The 16,328-nt window shown below is 43.4% G+C and carries 15 protein-coding genes; 14 read left to right on the top strand and 1 reads right to left on the bottom strand.

The window, feature by feature from the left end; translation table 11 throughout:
• Nucleotides 1-179 precede the first annotated feature (179 nt).
• The 10 genes from ACJROX_RS23950 to eno all read left to right on the top strand — a co-directional run bounded on the left by ACJROX_RS23950 (nt 180) and on the right by eno (nt 12,602).
• Nucleotides 180-1,502, top strand: coding sequence for a 2-hydroxycarboxylate transporter family protein (locus ACJROX_RS23950; RefSeq protein WP_408007717.1), 1,323 nt, complete (start codon nt 180-182; stop codon nt 1,500-1,502).
• Between the two features lie 464 nt (nt 1,503-1,966).
• Nucleotides 1,967-2,872, top strand: a complete 906-nt coding sequence (locus ACJROX_RS23945; protein WP_408007716.1) for an AEC family transporter — start codon at nt 1,967-1,969, stop codon at nt 2,870-2,872.
• 90 nt (nt 2,873-2,962) lie between these two features.
• The gene (gene rpoN / locus ACJROX_RS23940) at nt 2,963-4,297 is read left to right on the top strand and encodes an RNA polymerase factor sigma-54 (protein ID WP_408007715.1); all 1,335 of its coding nucleotides are present in this window, start codon (nt 2,963-2,965) and stop codon (nt 4,295-4,297) included.
• 235 nt (nt 4,298-4,532) lie between these two features.
• Nucleotides 4,533-4,775: a glutaredoxin family protein gene (locus tag ACJROX_RS23935; RefSeq protein ID WP_408011754.1), complete on the top strand. Its 243-nt coding sequence runs from the start codon at nt 4,533-4,535 to the stop codon at nt 4,773-4,775.
• Nucleotides 4,776-4,918: 143 nt separating this feature from the next.
• On the top strand, nt 4,919-5,935 hold the full coding sequence (locus ACJROX_RS23930) for a sugar-binding transcriptional regulator (protein ID WP_408007713.1): 1,017 nt from the start codon (nt 4,919-4,921) through the stop codon (nt 5,933-5,935).
• 115 nt (nt 5,936-6,050) lie between these two features.
• On the top strand, nt 6,051-7,058 hold the full coding sequence (gene gap / locus ACJROX_RS23925; protein ID WP_408007712.1) for a type I glyceraldehyde-3-phosphate dehydrogenase: 1,008 nt from the start codon (nt 6,051-6,053) through the stop codon (nt 7,056-7,058).
• 293 nt (nt 7,059-7,351) lie between these two features.
• A complete protein-coding gene (locus ACJROX_RS23920) occupies nt 7,352-8,536 on the top strand; it encodes a phosphoglycerate kinase (protein ID WP_408007711.1) in 1,185 nt (394 codons plus the stop codon).
• Between the two features lie 443 nt (nt 8,537-8,979).
• Nucleotides 8,980-9,741, top strand: coding sequence for a triose-phosphate isomerase (gene tpiA, locus ACJROX_RS23915; protein ID WP_408007710.1), 762 nt, complete (start codon nt 8,980-8,982; stop codon nt 9,739-9,741).
• Nucleotides 9,734-11,269, top strand: a complete 1,536-nt coding sequence (gene gpmI / locus ACJROX_RS23910) for a 2,3-bisphosphoglycerate-independent phosphoglycerate mutase (RefSeq protein ID WP_408007709.1) — start codon at nt 9,734-9,736, stop codon at nt 11,267-11,269. The genes tpiA and gpmI overlap by 8 nt, the downstream gene beginning before the upstream one ends.
• Before the next feature lie 43 nt (nt 11,270-11,312).
• A complete protein-coding gene (gene eno, locus ACJROX_RS23905; RefSeq protein WP_408007708.1) occupies nt 11,313-12,602 on the top strand; it encodes a phosphopyruvate hydratase in 1,290 nt (429 codons plus the stop codon).
• Nucleotides 12,603-12,754: 152 nt separating this feature from the next.
• On the opposite strand, the gene ACJROX_RS23900 is transcribed toward eno, so the two are convergent.
• Complete coding sequence (locus ACJROX_RS23900; protein WP_408007707.1) at nt 12,755-12,928, bottom strand: hypothetical protein; 174 nt, start codon at nt 12,926-12,928, stop codon at nt 12,755-12,757.
• A 115-nt stretch (nt 12,929-13,043) separates the two neighbouring features.
• Between ACJROX_RS23900 and uvsE the strand changes: the two genes are divergently transcribed.
• The 4 genes from uvsE (at nt 13,044) to ACJROX_RS23880 (ending at nt 16,320) form a co-directional block, all read left to right on the top strand.
• Nucleotides 13,044-14,009 (top strand): UV DNA damage repair endonuclease UvsE, encoded by a 966-nt coding sequence (gene uvsE / locus ACJROX_RS23895; protein WP_408007706.1) that lies wholly within the window; start codon nt 13,044-13,046, stop codon nt 14,007-14,009.
• A gap of 242 nt (nt 14,010-14,251) precedes the next feature.
• Nucleotides 14,252-14,467 (top strand): preprotein translocase subunit SecG, encoded by a 216-nt coding sequence (gene secG / locus ACJROX_RS23890; protein WP_408011753.1) that lies wholly within the window; start codon nt 14,252-14,254, stop codon nt 14,465-14,467.
• A 387-nt stretch (nt 14,468-14,854) separates the two neighbouring features.
• Nucleotides 14,855-15,580, top strand: a complete 726-nt coding sequence (locus ACJROX_RS23885) for an alpha/beta hydrolase (RefSeq protein WP_408007705.1) — start codon at nt 14,855-14,857, stop codon at nt 15,578-15,580.
• The gene (locus tag ACJROX_RS23880; protein ID WP_408007704.1) at nt 15,577-16,320 is read left to right on the top strand and encodes an alpha/beta hydrolase; all 744 of its coding nucleotides are present in this window, start codon (nt 15,577-15,579) and stop codon (nt 16,318-16,320) included. The genes ACJROX_RS23885 and ACJROX_RS23880 overlap by 4 nt, the downstream gene beginning before the upstream one ends.
• Nucleotides 16,321-16,328 lie beyond the last annotated feature (8 nt).

Genomic DNA, 16,328 nt, shown 5'->3' with positions numbered 1-16,328 from the left:
TCAGCCTTTCACCTGCCCTGCTTTCTTTATTTACAAAACTCTTTTAAAATTAACGAAACCTTAATTGATTGCTCACATTCTTTTACAATGCGAAATAAGACTAATTTCTACGTCAAATAGGTGCACGGATAATTGAAACCGTTTGCAACCTAGGAGAACACATGTGAGGAGATGAGAATATGAGTAATCTAGCGTACAAGGAAGAAGAGAAATTCGAAGAACGGTCACAGATCCAAGAAGAACCGCCGAAAAAAATGACATTATTCAACACCCCTATCATATGGTTTGTCATCTTTGGAGCTGTCATGCTGACGGCGCTTTACACGGATACAATGCCAGGCGGGATGATCGGCAGCTTGATCATCATGATCATCTTAGGCGAATTATTCGGCTGGTTAGGTGATCACACCCCGATTGTAAAGACATATTTAGGCGGGGGAGCGATTGTTGCCATCTTCGGAGCTTCTTTTCTCGTTTATGGAAATTTACTGCCAGAACAAAGTGTCACCATGATCACCGACTTCATGAAAGATGGACAATTCTTGAACTTTTATATTGCAGCCTTGATTACAGGTAGCATACTAGGGATGAATTCTAAAATCCTGATCAAGGCCGGAGCACGTTTTGCATTGCCCCTTCTTTCAGCAGTGATCGGTGCGGTCATCCTTGCAGGTTTGGTCGGCTATATTGTAGGTTTTGATGTATTGGATGCTATACTTGTCATAACCCTTCCGATCATGGGTGGTGGAATGGGTGCTGGTGCAGTCCCAATGTCCCAAATCTACTCTGAGTTACTGGGGAATGATCCAAGCTATTATATTTCAATTCTTGTTCCAGCCCTGGCATTAGGGAACGTATTCGCGATCGTCATTGCAAGTGTCCTCAATATGATCGGTAAGAAGAAACCGTCACTTTCCGGCAATGGACAGTTGATGAAAGGTTTCAAATATGAAAAAGAAGAAACGACTTTGAATATTGGAAAAATGGGTGCAGGACTACTTGCCGCTTTAGCATTTTTCGTTTTGGGTCAAGTCCTTGCAGGTTTTATTCCATTGCATGCCTATGCTCTCATGATCATTGTCGTTGCGGTATGTAAGATCTTCAACCTCATTCCAAATAGTGTGGAAGAAGGTGCGAGTCAATGGTACCAATTCGTCGCTAAGAACTGGACGTTTGCTTTACTGATTGGGATCGGGATCGCTTATACGGATTTAGGTGCGGTTATTGATGCGCTGAGCCTTCAATATATTGCGATTGTCCTCGCTGTCGTGCTTGGTGCTACGATCGGTTCAGGCCTGGTTGGTCGTCTTGTCGGTTTCTACCCGATCGAATCAGCGATTACAGCCGGACTGTGTATGGCGAATATGGGCGGTACCGGAGACGTTGCAGTCCTATCAGCCTCAAGAAGAATGGAACTTATGCCATTCGCACAGATTTCATCCAGACTGGGTGGAGCACTGATCTTGCTGTTAGCAGGTGTGTTAATTCCAATACTATTTTAATAGCTTTGTTAAATAGTAATGTTGAATTTTGTAAGAAATTTCCTAAAGCGAAATTCGCGACACTCCAGCGGGAAAAGCGAACCAGGCGAGACCCGCAGTTAATAACTAAAAGGATCTTCGACTATAATAATGAACTTCGACTAAATACCACCACGTCCTATGGTGAACATCGAAGTCAGTACATCCTGTACAAGTACGTCCTGCAGAGATGTGATGTCTAGCTCAGCGACCAGTCACTTGGATCACTTCAAACTTCCTGCGGCGGCACAGCCTCCTCGTCAGTCTTCCAGGGACCTACGTGACTAAACAGGTCGTTTCCGCTTTTCTTTAGCCCGCTGAAAGGGAGTTAATTCTGCATATATCAACAAGAAACCTTAACAGAGCCTAATAGAACAAATGGGGAGGGGGACTCCTCATTTGTTTTTCCTGTTCATATAGAAAAATAGATTAGTCAGGTGAAAGTTATGTTCATAATTGATTTGCTCAATATTGTATTCCCCGTATTTTTTATCATATTGATCGGTTTTATCGTCGGCAGGTATCTAGGTGTGAACCCGAAACCAGTCTCTGATTTATGTATCTACGTTTTTAGTCCTGCCCTGTTCTTTTATTCAGTAACTACTTCATCCTTGAATTTTTCGGATCTAGGGAAAATTGCCCTTTTCGGAGTATCGTTGTTTGTTTTATTTGCCGTTTTGATGAATTTGATCAGTTTCTTTTTCAAATGGGAACCTTCTTATAAAAATGCGATGATGCTTGCGAGCGCGTTCCCGAACGCAGGGAACTATGGGCTTCCGATCCTTATGTTTGCTTTCGGGGAAACAGGCGTGACGATCGGGATCATATTTGCCGTCATCCAATCCCTGCTCATGAACTCTGCAGGAATCTATTATGCATCGAGAAATGAAGAGACAGGGTTTAGCCAAGCTTTTTCGAACATTTTCAAAATGCCCGCATTCGTTGCGATCCTTTTGGCGATCTTTCTGAAATTAGCAGGTATCCAGGTTCCAGCTGCACTGTCGAACCCGATTGAACTATTGGGGAATGCCGCCATTCCGGCTCTACTGACGTTGCTTGGAATCAACCTTTCCAACATCAATGTGAAGAGTGCGATGTCCTTCATCAGTATGGCGACGACTTTCAAGTTGATCGTTTATCCGGCGATTGCTTTTCTGATCATCGGATTCTTTTATCCATTGGATTCACTTTGGGCAAAAGTGCTCATCCTTTCCTCAGCTACACCGACAGCAGCCACAACAACTTTACTGGCTACGAAATTCGAGTTGAAGTCAGAATATGTTTCCAGTGCGATGTTTGTCAGTACGGTCGCAAGCCTTGCTACAATCTCCTTTTTATTATTCATGATTTGATGACAACCACTATCTGCCAACCATTTTCAAAATATTTCAAGGTGCTAAAGCGCATACATTTTTGATATGATGTTGGTAGGAGGGATTGTTATGGAGTTAGGCTTATATCAGACACAATCGATGAAACTTGTCATGACCCAAGAGTTACGGCAAGCGATAACGATTTTACAATATCCTACACTCGAACTTTCTCAATTTTTACACCAGCAGGCGATGGAAAACCCATTGATCGACCTGGAGGAAAAACCAGTTGATATCCAGCAGGATCAGAATTCAACAACCGGAAGTGATCAGGATTCCTGGTTTTATGATGATGAGAATGATTTTAACCCAGTCAATTTTATAAAATCAGAAGATGATTCTTTACAGGCACATCTTCTTGAGCAGTTGACATGGCTTGAACTTACTGATGAAGATAAAGCAATTGCAGAATATATGATTTATTGTTTGGACGAAAACGGGTATTTGGATTGCAGCCTTGAATGTCTGCAGAAAGAGCTCGGAGTCCCATATGAAAAAATTGAACGGATCTTGGATGAAATCCAGCAGCTTGACCCGATTGGCGTAGGTGCGAGATCACTTTCAGAATGTCTGTTACTTCAGTTGAAAGCGATGGATTGTCGCATGCCAGAGGTTAGGGCGATCATCGAACACCATCTCGATGCCTTTGCGGATAAGAAGTATTCCTATCTATCTAAGACCTTGAATATTTCGATGAAAGAGTTGAAGGAAGCGGATGATTTCATTCGTTCACTGAATCCGAGACCTTGTTCAGGTTTTGAAAAAAGCCGAACTGAATGGATCGACCCTGAGTTCTTTATCGAACAGAATAAACAGGGTGAGTTATATATAAGGATGAATGAAGACTTGGTGCCAGAAGTGTCATTGAATGAACGGTATTTCCGGATTATGAAGCAGCATAGTGATGTAAAGGCATATCTAGAAAACCAGCTTCAGAAATTCGGGTGGCTGAAACGAAGTCTTGATCAACGAAGGCAAACGCTTCAGCAGCTTGGCGAATATTTGCTGGAGGCCCAACGCGCTTTCTTCGATCATGGATATGAAGCATTGCGCCCGATGACATTAAAGGAAGTTGCGATGCATATCGATGTCCATGAATCGACAATAAGCAGGGCTGTGAAAAATAAGACGATCCAAACACCAAGAGGTACTGTCCCGTTGAAGTCTTTGTTTACTTCAAAGCTGGATAAAACCAATCAAATGGAGGAAACATCTTCTGCTCAAGTAAAAATACAGATACAGCGGATGGTGGAAGAGGAACCGAAGGATAAGCCGCTTTCTGATCAAAAAATCGCCAACTCTCTTAAAGAAGAAGGCATTGATATTTCAAGAAGAACGGTTGCAAAATATCGAGAAGAATTACGGATTCCATCTTCATCAAAAAGAAAAAGCATTGTCGTATAACGGTGGAACAGACACAGTTCCATCGTTTTCAATTCATCATAAAAGTCTTTATTAGTTTTAATATTTATTTTTTATAGAAGATTTTTTTCAAGCGAAATCGCGACACTCCTGCGGGAAAAGCGAGCCAGGCGAGACTCCGCAGCGAGGAGGCTTGCGGATCGCCCGCGGAAAGGGAGTGAATTTCGTAAACAATTAAGAATTAACAGAGCCTCATTAAAAAGGAGCAAAAATCATGTTGACAGTCTATTTTTATACGAAAACGAATTGTCCACTGTGCGACAAAGCACTTTTAATACTTGAGGAGCTGCAGGAAGAACTTGGGTTTACAATCGAAGAACGGGACATTTACCAGAATGATGAATGGTTGGAGGCATACGGGGTGATGATCCCTGTCGTACAGGTGAATGGAGAGGACCTTCAATATGGCATTATTGATGGGAATTCATTAAGAAAACGCTTACTTACATTTTATAAGTAATTTTTGTTGAAACCTTTTTACGGACTTGCTAATATAATAGATGGAGGAGCAAGTCGTATTTTTTTTACACTTATTGGGACATATTATGACTAAGCGGGACGAAAAAAGTCCCTAACTAACCCTATTTTAAAAGGGGAGTTGCGATGGAGCCGTTAATCGATATACAACGAAAATTATTACCAGACTTGCTGGATGTTATGCAGAATCGTTATCGGATCCTACAGAATGTCCGGTACTTGCAACCGATCGGCAGAAGAAGTTTAGCTGCCAATCTCCAACAAACGGAACGGGTACTCCGAGCAGAGGTTGAGTTCTTGAATGAACAAGGTCTTCTGAAGATTACTTCTTCAGGTATGACTTTGACCGATGAAGGTAATCATATTCTTCTAGAGCTTGAAAATATCATGAAACAAGTTTCAGGTCTTCATGTTTTAGAAGGGCAATTGCGGGAAAACTTAAACTTGGCGGAAGTTATTATTGTCCCAGGTGATAGTGACCGAGATTCTTGGGTGAAAAAAGAAATGGGGAAAGCTGCAATCAAGAGGCTTTTACCGCTTTTAAAGACTCAAAAGACGATCGCAGTCACTGGGGGAACATCGCTGGCTGCAGTTGCGGATATGATGACGCCTCTGTCAAAAAAGCGGCAGCCGTTGATCGTACCTGCCAGAGGCGGGCTTGGTGAACAAGTTGAAAATCAAGCGAACACAATCTGCGCAACGATGGCTCAAAAAGCGAACGGTGAGTACCGGTTGCTTCATGTTCCGGATCAATTAAGCAATGAAGCCTATCAAAGTTTAATTGGTGAGCCTGGTGTGAAGGATGTACTCGAGGTGATCCGTTCAGCAGAAATTGTCATCCATGGTATTGGAGAAGCAATAACGATGGCTGAAAGAAGAAAATCTTCCCCTGAAGTCTATCAGCAGATTGAAGAACATGAAGCAGTAGCTGAAGCCTTTGGATACTATTTCGACAAGGATGGCAAAATCGTCCACAAAGTGAAAACAGTAGGCTTACAGCTAGATGACCTGACAAACGACAAAACGATTTTGGCGGTGGCAGGCGGGAGCAGTAAAGCAAGAGCAATTGCAGCATACATGAAACGCGGCCCGCACCAAATCCTCATCACCGATGAAGGCGCCGCAAAAAAACTGATGGAATAAGTGCTTCGGTGCCAGGCACCTTTTAAGAAGCCAGGACTGATAAGGGTTTCAAAACGGTGCCAGGCACTTACTAAATAATAAAATATGTTTATTAAATCCAAGGAGGAGTTTTATAATGGCTACAAAGATTGGTATCAACGGTTTTGGACGTATTGGACGTAACGTTTTCCGTGCAGCATTGAAGAACAACGATGTTGAGGTTGTTGCAGTCAATGACCTTACAGACGCTGAGATGCTCGCTCATCTACTACAATATGACACTGTTCATGGAACCCTGGATGCAAAAGTTGAAGTGAACGGTGAAAACCTTGTTGTAGATGGAAAAGAAATAAAAGTTCTTTCTGAACGCGATCCGGCTCAATTAGGTTGGGGAGACCTTGGAGTAGAAATCGTCGTTGAATCGACTGGTCGTTTCACTCAACGTGACGATGCAGCTAAACACCTTGAAGCAGGCGCGAAGAAAGTCATCATTTCTGCTCCGGCGAAAAACGAAGACATCACGGTTGTCCTTGGTGTAAACGAAGACAAGTATGATGCCGCTAGCCACAATGTCATATCTAACGCATCTTGTACGACAAACTGTCTTGCACCGCTTGCTAAAGTATTGAACGATAAGTTCGGTATCAAGCGTGGAATGATGACAACTGTTCACTCTTACACGAACGATCAGCAAATCCTTGACCTGCCGCACAAAGACTATCGTCGTGCGCGTGCAGCAAGTGAAAACATCATTCCGACGACAACTGGCGCAGCAAAAGCGGTATCTCTTGTCCTTCCAGAGCTTGAAGGTAAGCTGAACGGTATGGCAATGCGTGTACCGACACCAAATGTATCATTAGTCGATCTTGTAGCCGAGCTTGATAAAGATGTAACAGTTGAGGAAGTGAATGCAGTATTGAAAGAAGCTTCTGAAACAAACTTGAAAGGAATCCTCGGATACAGTGAGGAACCACTAGTATCTCGTGACTATAATGGAAGCCCTGACTCTTCTACAATTGATGCGCTTTCTACAATGGTCATGGAAGGCAACATGGTAAAAGCAATTTCCTGGTACGACAATGAGAGCGGATATTCTCACCGTGTTGTTGACCTTGCGGCGTTCATCGCTTCTAAAGGACTTTAAGAGGAAGTCAAAAATCAACAGGAACAGTTTTTCAACATGAAAAAACTGTACCATTTTCATAAGTTTATATAGAATGTGGGGGAGGGGTATTTTTACTCCTCTTTTCACATGTACTTTTGAAGAAGTTAAGATTAATCATCCCCTGACTCTCTGTTGCAAAAAGAGTCTTACATATAACCATGGCGCCTCTTAATTCCAACTACGAGAGTCTAGGAGCAAAAATGTTTAATCAAATTGAAGGTAACTTATGATTCACCTGAAAGCAATTTAATTAAAACGAAGGAGGCTTTTCCATGCAAAAACAATCGTTGCGCGATGTGAATGTTGAAGGGAAGAGAGTATTCTGTCGTGTGGACTTCAATGTGCCGATGAAGGATGGCGAAGTGAATGACGAAACTCGAATCCGTGCCGCATTACCAACCATTCAATATTTAATAGAAAACGGAGCAAAAGTAATTCTAGCAAGCCACTTAGGGCGTCCGAAGGGACAAGTCGTTGATGATTTACGTCTTGATCCAGTCGCAAAACGACTAAGTGAACTCTTGAACCAGACCGTTACAAAGACCGATGAAGTTTATGGTGAAGAAGTCGACAAAGCAATCTCTAGCCTGAATAATGGAGAAGTCTTACTGATAGAAAACGTTCGATTTGAACCTGGTGAAGAAAAGAACGATCCTGAGCTGGCAAAAGCTTTTGCTGATCTCGCAGACTTGTATGTTAATGATGCATTCGGAGCTGCTCACCGTGCACATGCTTCAACAGAAGGTATAGCACATCATCTTCCGGGTGTATCGGGACTTTTAATGGAAAAAGAGCTCGAGGTTCTTGGAAAAGCACTATCAACGCCAGAGCGCCCATTTACGGCGGTCATCGGTGGTGCAAAAGTAAAGGATAAGATCGGTGTCATTGATAACCTTTTAGATAAAGTGGACAACCTGATCATCGGCGGAGGTCTTGCTTATACATTTGTAAAAGCGCTCGGCTATGACATCGGGAAATCTCTTTTAGAAGAGGATAAAATTGACTTGGCGAAGCAATTCATGGAAAAGGCTGAGCAAAAAGGCGTCAAAATGTATCTTCCTAAAGATGTCGTCGTTGCAGATGATTTTTCAAATGATGCGAATACGAAAGTCGTTACAATTGATGAAATCCCTTCAGATTGGGAAGCATTAGATATTGGACCAGGTACTCGCGATGAGTACAGAACCGTCATTGAAGGCTCGAAGCTTGTAATATGGAATGGACCAATGGGTGTATTCGAACTCGATGCCTTTTCAAACGGTACGATGACGATCGCTAAAGCTTTGGCAGACGCTAAAGATACGTACAGTGTCATTGGTGGTGGAGATTCTGCAGCTGCCGTCGAGAAATTCGGACTGGCAGATGCAATGGATCACATTTCTACTGGCGGAGGTGCTTCTCTTGAATTTATGGAGGGGAAGGTTTTGCCGGGCGTCGCAGCGTTAAAAGACAAATAAGAGGACATTTAAAAACAAAACCGAATGATAAGAAGCACTAAAAATAATTGAATGGCTAAAGGCTTTGTTAAATTTTTATGTTGATTTCAAATGGTTTAGGTGAAATTCACGACACTCCTGCGGGAAAAGCGAGCCAAGCGAGACCCCGCAGCGATTTAAGGATCTTCGACAAACAACCACCAAGTCCTGCGCTGCGGTTACTCGGCGCAATACTACAAGGATGGAATTTAAGTCTGTAGTCTTGTGGTGAACGTCGAAGCCAGCATAAGGAAAGCTTCTAAGAATTCTCATCGCAGACACGAAAATGATTTCATTTTTGTGTTGAGATCCTGTGCAAGTGAGCGAGGAGGCTTGCGGATCGCCCGCGGAAAGAGAGTGGATTTCGTGAAAATAAATAATGAAGAATAACAGAGCCAAACTAAATGAAAGGTGGCCCTTGAAGGATGCGTAAACCGATCATCGCAGGAAATTGGAAAATGCATAAAACATTGGAGGAATCCAAGAGCTTTGTAAAAGAGATATCAGGTCTGGTGCCGGATGAAAATAAAATCGATTCTGTCATTTGTGCCCCTGCACTCTTTTTGAATGCTCTGGTGAACGAAACAGCTGATACGAAGCTTCATATTGGAGCACAAAACATGCATTTCGAAGAAAGCGGAGCATTTACAGGCGAAATCAGCCCAGGAGCACTAAAAGATTTGAAAGTTGAGTATGTCATTATCGGACATTCTGAGCGCCGCGAAATGTTTAATGAAACGAATAGCTCTGTCAACAAGAAAGTACACGCTGCCTTTAAGCATGATCTTGTGCCGATTGTTTGTGTCGGTGAATCTCTCGAACAACGTGAGAACAATGAAACCAAATCACATGTCAAAACGCAAGTCGAGCAAGCGCTAAGCGGACTTTCCGAAGAGCAAGTTGCAAAGGCTGTCATTGCTTATGAGCCGATCTGGGCGATTGGAACAGGTAAATCAGCGACTGCTGAAGATGCGAATGAAGTTTGTGCATACATCCGAAGTGTCATTGTTGAGAAGTTTTCGAAAGATATTGCTGAACAAGTGCGCATCCAATACGGCGGAAGTGTGAAGCCGGAAACGATCGATGAATTAATGAGCCAATCCGATATCGATGGTGCACTTGTGGGTGGGGCCAGCTTGAAGCCTCAGTCTTTCTTACAGTTGTTGGAGGTTGTAAATAATGGCTGAAAAACCAGTCGCACTCATCATTCTTGATGGGTTTGCGTTACGGGATGAAACAAAAGGAAATGCTGTCGCTCAGGCGAAAAAACCGAACTTCGACCGTTATTGGAGCGAGTTTCCGCACTCCCAGTTACAGGCTTCCGGAGAAGCGGTCGGCCTTCCTGAAGGACAGATGGGGAACTCTGAGGTCGGCCACTTGAACATCGGGGCTGGCAGGGTCGTATATCAGAGTTTGACGCGCGTCAATCTATCGATCAAAGAAGGCGAGTTTTACGAAAAACAAACCTTCTTGGATGCCATGAACCATGTGAAAAAGAAAGGCTCAGCGCTCCATATCTTCGGACTGCTGTCAGATGGAGGCATCCACAGTCATATCGATCACCTTTACGCGCTATTGAAACTAGCTGCGAAAGAGAATGTCGAAAAGGTGTATATCCATGGCTTCCTGGATGGCCGTGATGTCGGACCGCAAACAGCTAAGACATATATCAAAGCCCTTCAAGAAAAAATGGATGAGTATGGCGTTGGAGAAATCGCAACATTATCAGGACGTTATTATTCAATGGACCGGGATAAGCGCTGGGATCGCGTGGAACGCTCCTATCGTGCGATGACCTATGGTGAAGGTCCGTCATATAAAGATCCAATCGAACTTGTGGATGATTCCTATGAAAATGAAATTCATGATGAGTTCGTCCTGCCGTCTGTTCTTACGAAAGAAGACGGTTCTCCGGTTGCGACGATCGAGGACGATGATGCGATCATCTTCTTCAACTTCCGTCCTGACCGCGCGATTCAGATTTCACAAGTCTTTACGAATGAGGACTTCCGAGGGTTCGATCGGGGTGAAAAACTGCCGAAGGATCTACACTTCGTCTGCCTAACCCATTTCAGTGAATCAGTGGATGGTGAGGTTGCATTCAAGCCAACGAACTTGGACAATACACTTGGTGAAGTTTTATCACAGCAGGATTATAAGCAGCTACGTATTGCAGAAACTGAGAAATACCCGCATGTCACTTTCTTTTTCAGTGGTGGCCGGGAAGATGAATTCCCTGGAGAAGAACGGATTCTCATCGATTCACCGAAAGTAGCAACATATGATTTGAAGCCTGAAATGAGTGCTTATGAAGTGACAGATGCGTTGCTTGATGAACTGAATGCAGACAAGCACGATGTAATCATCTTGAACTTCGCGAATCCGGATATGGTCGGACATTCTGGTAAGCTTGAACCTACGATCAAAGCGATTGAGGCAGTCGATGAATGTCTCGGAAAAATCGTCGACTTGATTTTAGAAAAAGATGGTACCGCGATCATCACGGCAGACCATGGAAATTCAGACGAGGTCATTACGACTAATGATAAGCCGATGACGGCCCATACGACCAACCCCGTCCCGGTCATCGTTACGAAAAAAGGTGTGCACCTCCGGAATGACGGAATTTTAGCCGACTTATCGCCGACTGTGCTGGATTTGTTAGGTGGGAATCAGCCGAAGGAAATGACAGGGAAAACCTTGATTAAGGGATAGTAGTTAACAAAATAAAACTTAAAAACCAAGGAGATGAAAAGTTATGACATCGAATATCGTCAATATTTTTGCACGTGAAGTTTTAGACTCTCGTGGGAACCCAACTGTAGAGGTTGAAGTCTGGTTAGAATCAGGAGCTCGTGGACGCGCGCTTGTACCGAGTGGAGCTTCAACAGGTGAATACGAAGCAGTGGAACTTCGTGATGGTGACAAAGACCGTTACTTAGGAAAAGGTGTTTTGAACGCAGTAAACAACGTCAACGAAGTGATCGCGCCTGAACTCGTATTTTTCGATGCGCTTGATCAGGTTGCTATTGACAAGCAGTTACTAGAGCTTGACGGCACAGAAAACAAAGGAAAGCTTGGCGCTAACGCCATTCTAGGTGTATCCATGGCTGTTGCACATGCTGCTGCAGATCACCTTGATGTTTCTCTTTACAACTACCTTGGTGGATTCAACGCTAAAACTCTTCCGACACCGATGATGAATATCTTGAACGGTGGAGAGCACGCTGACAACAACGTGGACATCCAGGAGTTCATGGTCATGCCAGTCGGAGCTGAATCATTCCGTGAAGCACTTCGTGTCGGAGCAGAAATTTTCCACACATTGAAAAAAGTATTGAAGGACAAAGGTTTGAATACGGCGGTTGGTGATGAGGGTGGATTCGCACCTAACCTATCGTCGAATGAAGAAGCGATTTCAACGATCATCGAAGCGATTGAAAAAGCTGGATACAAGCCTGATGCGGAAGTTAAGCTTGCATTGGACGTTGCATCCTCAGAGCTATATAAAGATGGCAAGTATCACCTATCCGGTGAAGGTGTAACGAAGACTTCTGAAGAAATGGTTGCCTGGTATGAAGAATTGACCTCTAAATATCCGATCATCTCAATCGAAGACGGACTTGACGAAAACGACTGGGAGGGGTGGGAGAAGCTTACCGCTGCAATTGGTGACCGCGTACAGCTGGTAGGTGACGACTTGTTCGTTACAAATACAGCGAAGCTTTCTGAAGGGATCCAGCGTAAAGTCGGTAACTCCATCCTGATCAAAGTAAACCAAATCGGTACATTGAGTGAAACATTCGATGCAATCGAAATGGCAAAACGTGCAGGATATACTGCAGTCATTTCCCACCGTTCTGGTGAAACGGAAGATAGCACGATTGCAGACATCGCGGTTGCAACAAATGCTGGTCAGATCAAGACAGGTGCGCCATCCCGTACAGACCGTGTAGCGAAGTACAACCAGCTGCTACGCATCGAAGACGAACTCGACTACACAGCGATCTACGCAGGGAAAGACGCATTCTACAACGTAAAGAAGTAAGCAATAGCCTGAGAGCACATTTTAGTGTGAAGATGGAAGAACCCCGAAAGCCGCTCATTGCGGCCCTCGGGGTTTTTTTATATCTGTACCAGGCACGATAAATTCGCCTTACTCTCCCAACGGTTACTGAAAAGTGCCAGGCACCCGAAAAGCTACATGTCTTCGTTGTCGGCGTGAACGTCGCTTCGTTCTTGTTCCAGCCCATTGTCCGCCTGATTAATGAGTAGGTCGAGTGGTTGGAAGGCATCACTTTGAACCGTAAATGCTGGGTTCATGTCGGTTGCGGTCGGAAGTTCTTTCTTGTGTTCTCGTTCTTTTCTTCGCATCGCGTAAACACCTCCATGATTTTAATATGGGTGGCGTAAAGTGAAAATATGTTACTCATCATTTTCCATGACTTTTGAAATACTACTCGTAACAGGTTGAACGGAGGAACATTCAATGACATTCGTACGTCTTGGTTACGTGGCCATGAGCCTTAAGGTTCCGAACTCATCACCCTCTCAAACGATGACGATAACAAATTTTAAGAAAATCCAGAATAAAGGTGCAGCAATCTTGAAGCTTGAACGGATTACACGGTCCAATCTTCACAACACCTTAAGGATTCTTCGTCATAATGCGGCAAACGATATCCAGTTCTACCGGATGACATCTAGATTGGTACCTTTAGCGACTTTCGAAGGGCTTCCTGATTGGGATTACATGGCGGCGATCGAGGACAGCCTTAAAGAGGTTGGAATGTTTGTTGTGGAAAGAGAAATGAGAGTCGACTTTCACCCTGACCATTTTGTATTGATCAATTCACCGAAAAAAGAAGTGCTGAAAATGACGGTGAAAACGTTGATTTTGCATAAACGGCTTCTGGAGGGAATGGGTATCGACCCGAAGCATCGATGTGTCCTCCATGTTGGAGGTGTTTATGGGGATCGAGAGCTTGCATTAGAACGGTTCATTCATAACTGGATGCTCGTCCCAACAGGTATTCAAGACATGATCATTTTAGAAAATGACGATAAGTTGTTTCACCTGGATGATACCTTGTATTTGTGTGAGAAGCTAGGTATTCCACTGGTCTTCGATTATCACCACCACATCGCGCATCACAAAAATAAGCATTGGGAAGATCAGTGGGACCGGATTTTAAAATCGTGGTCGGCTTCACACCTTCCAATCAAAATGCACATTTCCAGCCCGAAAAGCGAAAAGCAGTTCAGGGCGCACAATGATTTTGTGGATGTTAAGATGTTCATGGATTTCCTGAACGAAATTAAAGGAAGTGTGGATCAAATCGACTGTATGATTGAAGCGAAACGAAAAGACGAAGCTTTATTCAAACTTATGGATGACATAAAACAATACGAAAATATCGAAATCAACGATGGCGCGAGCTTTTACATCAAATAACAGATGTACCAGGCACCAAAACAAAGGCCTTACGCACAAGAGGTTTCAAACGGTGCCAGGCACCAAAATGAAACCCTTGCGCTCCAAGGGATCTGAAATGGTGCCTGGTACTTTGCTGATTAAACAAATGCTCAGGAACTATGTCTTCATTAGCGATTTTTGTTGAATCTTCCATCTTCATTGTGATACATTTATAGTACTGGATTGTGTCGTTGGAGGTGGATGAGTTGGAAACATTCTTAATGGTGTTATTGATTATTGATGCGCTTGGAATTATAACTATCGTATTACTTCAATCTGGTAAGAGTGCTGGATTATCCGGTGCGATTACAGGTGGAGCAGAGCAGCTTTTCGGTAAACAAAAAGCTCGCGGAATCGATGCCGTGTTCCAAAAGTTGACGATCGTACTAGCGGTATTATTCTTTATCCTTACCATTTTGTTAGCATACGTATATTAATTTGTTCTCGTGAACAGCAAGTGTAAAAGCTTGCTGTTTTATTTATGGTATGAGAAAAATAAGGCGGATGAGGGTCTTCTAAAGTCATAAGACAAGTCTGGTACAAAAAACCGGATGAAGTGTCCGTATGAAGGCTTCAGAGACAAGTCTGGCACAAAAAACCGGATGAAGTGTCCGCATGAAGGCTTCATGAGGAGACAAGTCTGGCACGAAAAAACGGATGAAATGTCCGTATGAAGGCTTCATAAGACAAGTCTGGCACGAAAAACTGGATGAAGTGTCCGTATGAAGAAGTCTTACAATATTTCCCCAATCAGATTGAGGTACATACGTTTTAATGATTCTTACAAGGGGCAAACTATAAGAAAGAAATGAAGGAGTACTAGCATGATTGGTTGTCTATGTCTTCACGGTTTTACCGGAAGCCCTTATGAGGTCGAACCGCTCGTCACTTTTTTAAAAGAAAATACGAATTGGATTGTCGTTTCACCGACTTTTCCGGGTCATGATACAAAAGATGGCAGAATGGAGCGTGTCACGTATCAAGAGTGGATCCATACGGCTGAAATGGAGCTTAGGGCTTTACAAGAAAAATGTAACAAAATCTATGTAGTCGGTTTTTCTATGGGCGGGATCATTGCAGGTTATCTTGCTGCTTCAAACCAAATCGATCGGCTGGTGCTCTTAAGTGCAGCAGCTCATTACGTCAGCCCGTCCCGATTAGTACAAGACATCAAATCCATGCTTCAAGACCTCTTCAAAGGTAATTTATACGAAAACGAGATGTTTCAGCGGTACTTACGAAAATTCAAGGGAACCCCGTTGTCGATGACTTTTCAATTTCGAAGCCTCATCCGTTCTCTGCGACCTTATTTAAAGAAAATCATCACCCCGACACTCATCATCCAGGGGGAATGTGACGGTGTAGTACCGAAAAAAAGTGCTCATTATATTTACAACACCATTCGCTCCAAGAATAAAGAAATCATCCTACTACCTCAGTCAAAACATATTGTATGCCATGATGTCGAACAAGAAGACGTTATCCGGCATGTTTATAGATTTCTAACAGACACAGAAATAGATGAAGCAAAAGGAGAGGTGACATCATGAAAATCGTTTCACCAAAACCATTTTTCTTTGAAGGTGGAGACCGGGGAGTATTACTACTGCATGGTTTCACCGGGAATTCAGCAGACGTTCGTATGCTTGGACGATTCCTACAAAAAGAGGGATATTCCTGTTTAGCACCGCAATATAAAGGACACGGCGTTCCGCCAGAAGAACTGGTCCATACCGGCCCGGATGATTGGTGGCAGGACGTCATGAAGGGTTACAACGAGCTGAAAGAAAAAGGTTATGAGGAAATTGCTGTAGCTGGTCTTTCCCTTGGAGGCGTTTTTTCTCTGAAACTTGGGTATACATTAACTGTAAAAGGCATCGTCCCAATGTGTGCACCTATGTATATAAAAAGTGAAGAAGTCATGTATGAAGGTGTGCTGGATTACGCAAGAGAGTATAAGAAATATGAGGGCAAATCAGATTCACAAATTGAAGAAGAGATGGAAGATTTCAAAAAAACACCGATGAAAACTCTGAAGGCTCTGCAGGGCTTGATTGCAGATGTCCGCGATAACATCGATATGATTTATACGCCGACTTTTGTGGTACAGGCGAGGCACGATGAAATGATCAATACGGACAGTGCGAATATCATTTACGACTCCATAGAATCCGATCAGAAAGACTTGAAATGGTATGAGGAATCCGGCCACGTCATTACATTGGATAAGGAAAAAGAGCAGCTCCATGAGGATGTCCTTGCCTTCCTCAACAGTCTTGACTGGTCGTAAACGAGAAA

Origin of the sequence: Pseudalkalibacillus sp. A8 (genome assembly GCF_045920555.1) — a bacterium.
GTDB lineage: Bacteria > Bacillota > Bacilli > Bacillales > Fictibacillaceae > Pseudalkalibacillus.
The sequence above is the reverse complement of the archived record's forward strand: the minus strand, read 5'-3'. Positions and strand labels throughout refer to the sequence as shown.

Bases quoted from the DNA above. Each gene is read 5' to 3' on its own strand.
- ACJROX_RS23950 (WP_408007717.1), top strand. From the start codon at position 180: ATGAGTAATCTAGCGTACAAGGAAGAAGAGAAATTCGAAGAACGGTCA.
- ACJROX_RS23945 (WP_408007716.1), top strand. From the start codon at position 1,967: ATGTTCATAATTGATTTGCTCAATATTGTATTCCCCGTATTTTTTATC.
- rpoN (WP_408007715.1), top strand. From the start codon at position 2,963: ATGGAGTTAGGCTTATATCAGACACAATCGATGAAACTTGTCATGACC.
- ACJROX_RS23930 (WP_408007713.1), top strand. From the start codon at position 4,919: ATGGAGCCGTTAATCGATATACAACGAAAATTATTACCAGACTTGCTG.
- gap (WP_408007712.1), top strand. From the start codon at position 6,051: ATGGCTACAAAGATTGGTATCAACGGTTTTGGACGTATTGGACGTAAC.
- ACJROX_RS23920 (WP_408007711.1), top strand. From the start codon at position 7,352: ATGCAAAAACAATCGTTGCGCGATGTGAATGTTGAAGGGAAGAGAGTA.
- tpiA (WP_408007710.1), top strand. From the start codon at position 8,980: ATGCGTAAACCGATCATCGCAGGAAATTGGAAAATGCATAAAACATTG.
- gpmI (WP_408007709.1), top strand. From the start codon at position 9,734: ATGGCTGAAAAACCAGTCGCACTCATCATTCTTGATGGGTTTGCGTTA.
- eno (WP_408007708.1), top strand. From the start codon at position 11,313: ATGACATCGAATATCGTCAATATTTTTGCACGTGAAGTTTTAGACTCT.
- ACJROX_RS23900 (WP_408007707.1), bottom strand. From the start codon at position 12,928: ATGCGAAGAAAAGAACGAGAACACAAGAAAGAACTTCCGACCGCAACC.
- uvsE (WP_408007706.1), top strand. From the start codon at position 13,044: ATGACATTCGTACGTCTTGGTTACGTGGCCATGAGCCTTAAGGTTCCG.
- secG (WP_408011753.1), top strand. From the start codon at position 14,252: ATGGTGTTATTGATTATTGATGCGCTTGGAATTATAACTATCGTATTA.
- ACJROX_RS23885 (WP_408007705.1), top strand. From the start codon at position 14,855: ATGATTGGTTGTCTATGTCTTCACGGTTTTACCGGAAGCCCTTATGAG.
- ACJROX_RS23880 (WP_408007704.1), top strand. From the start codon at position 15,577: ATGAAAATCGTTTCACCAAAACCATTTTTCTTTGAAGGTGGAGACCGG.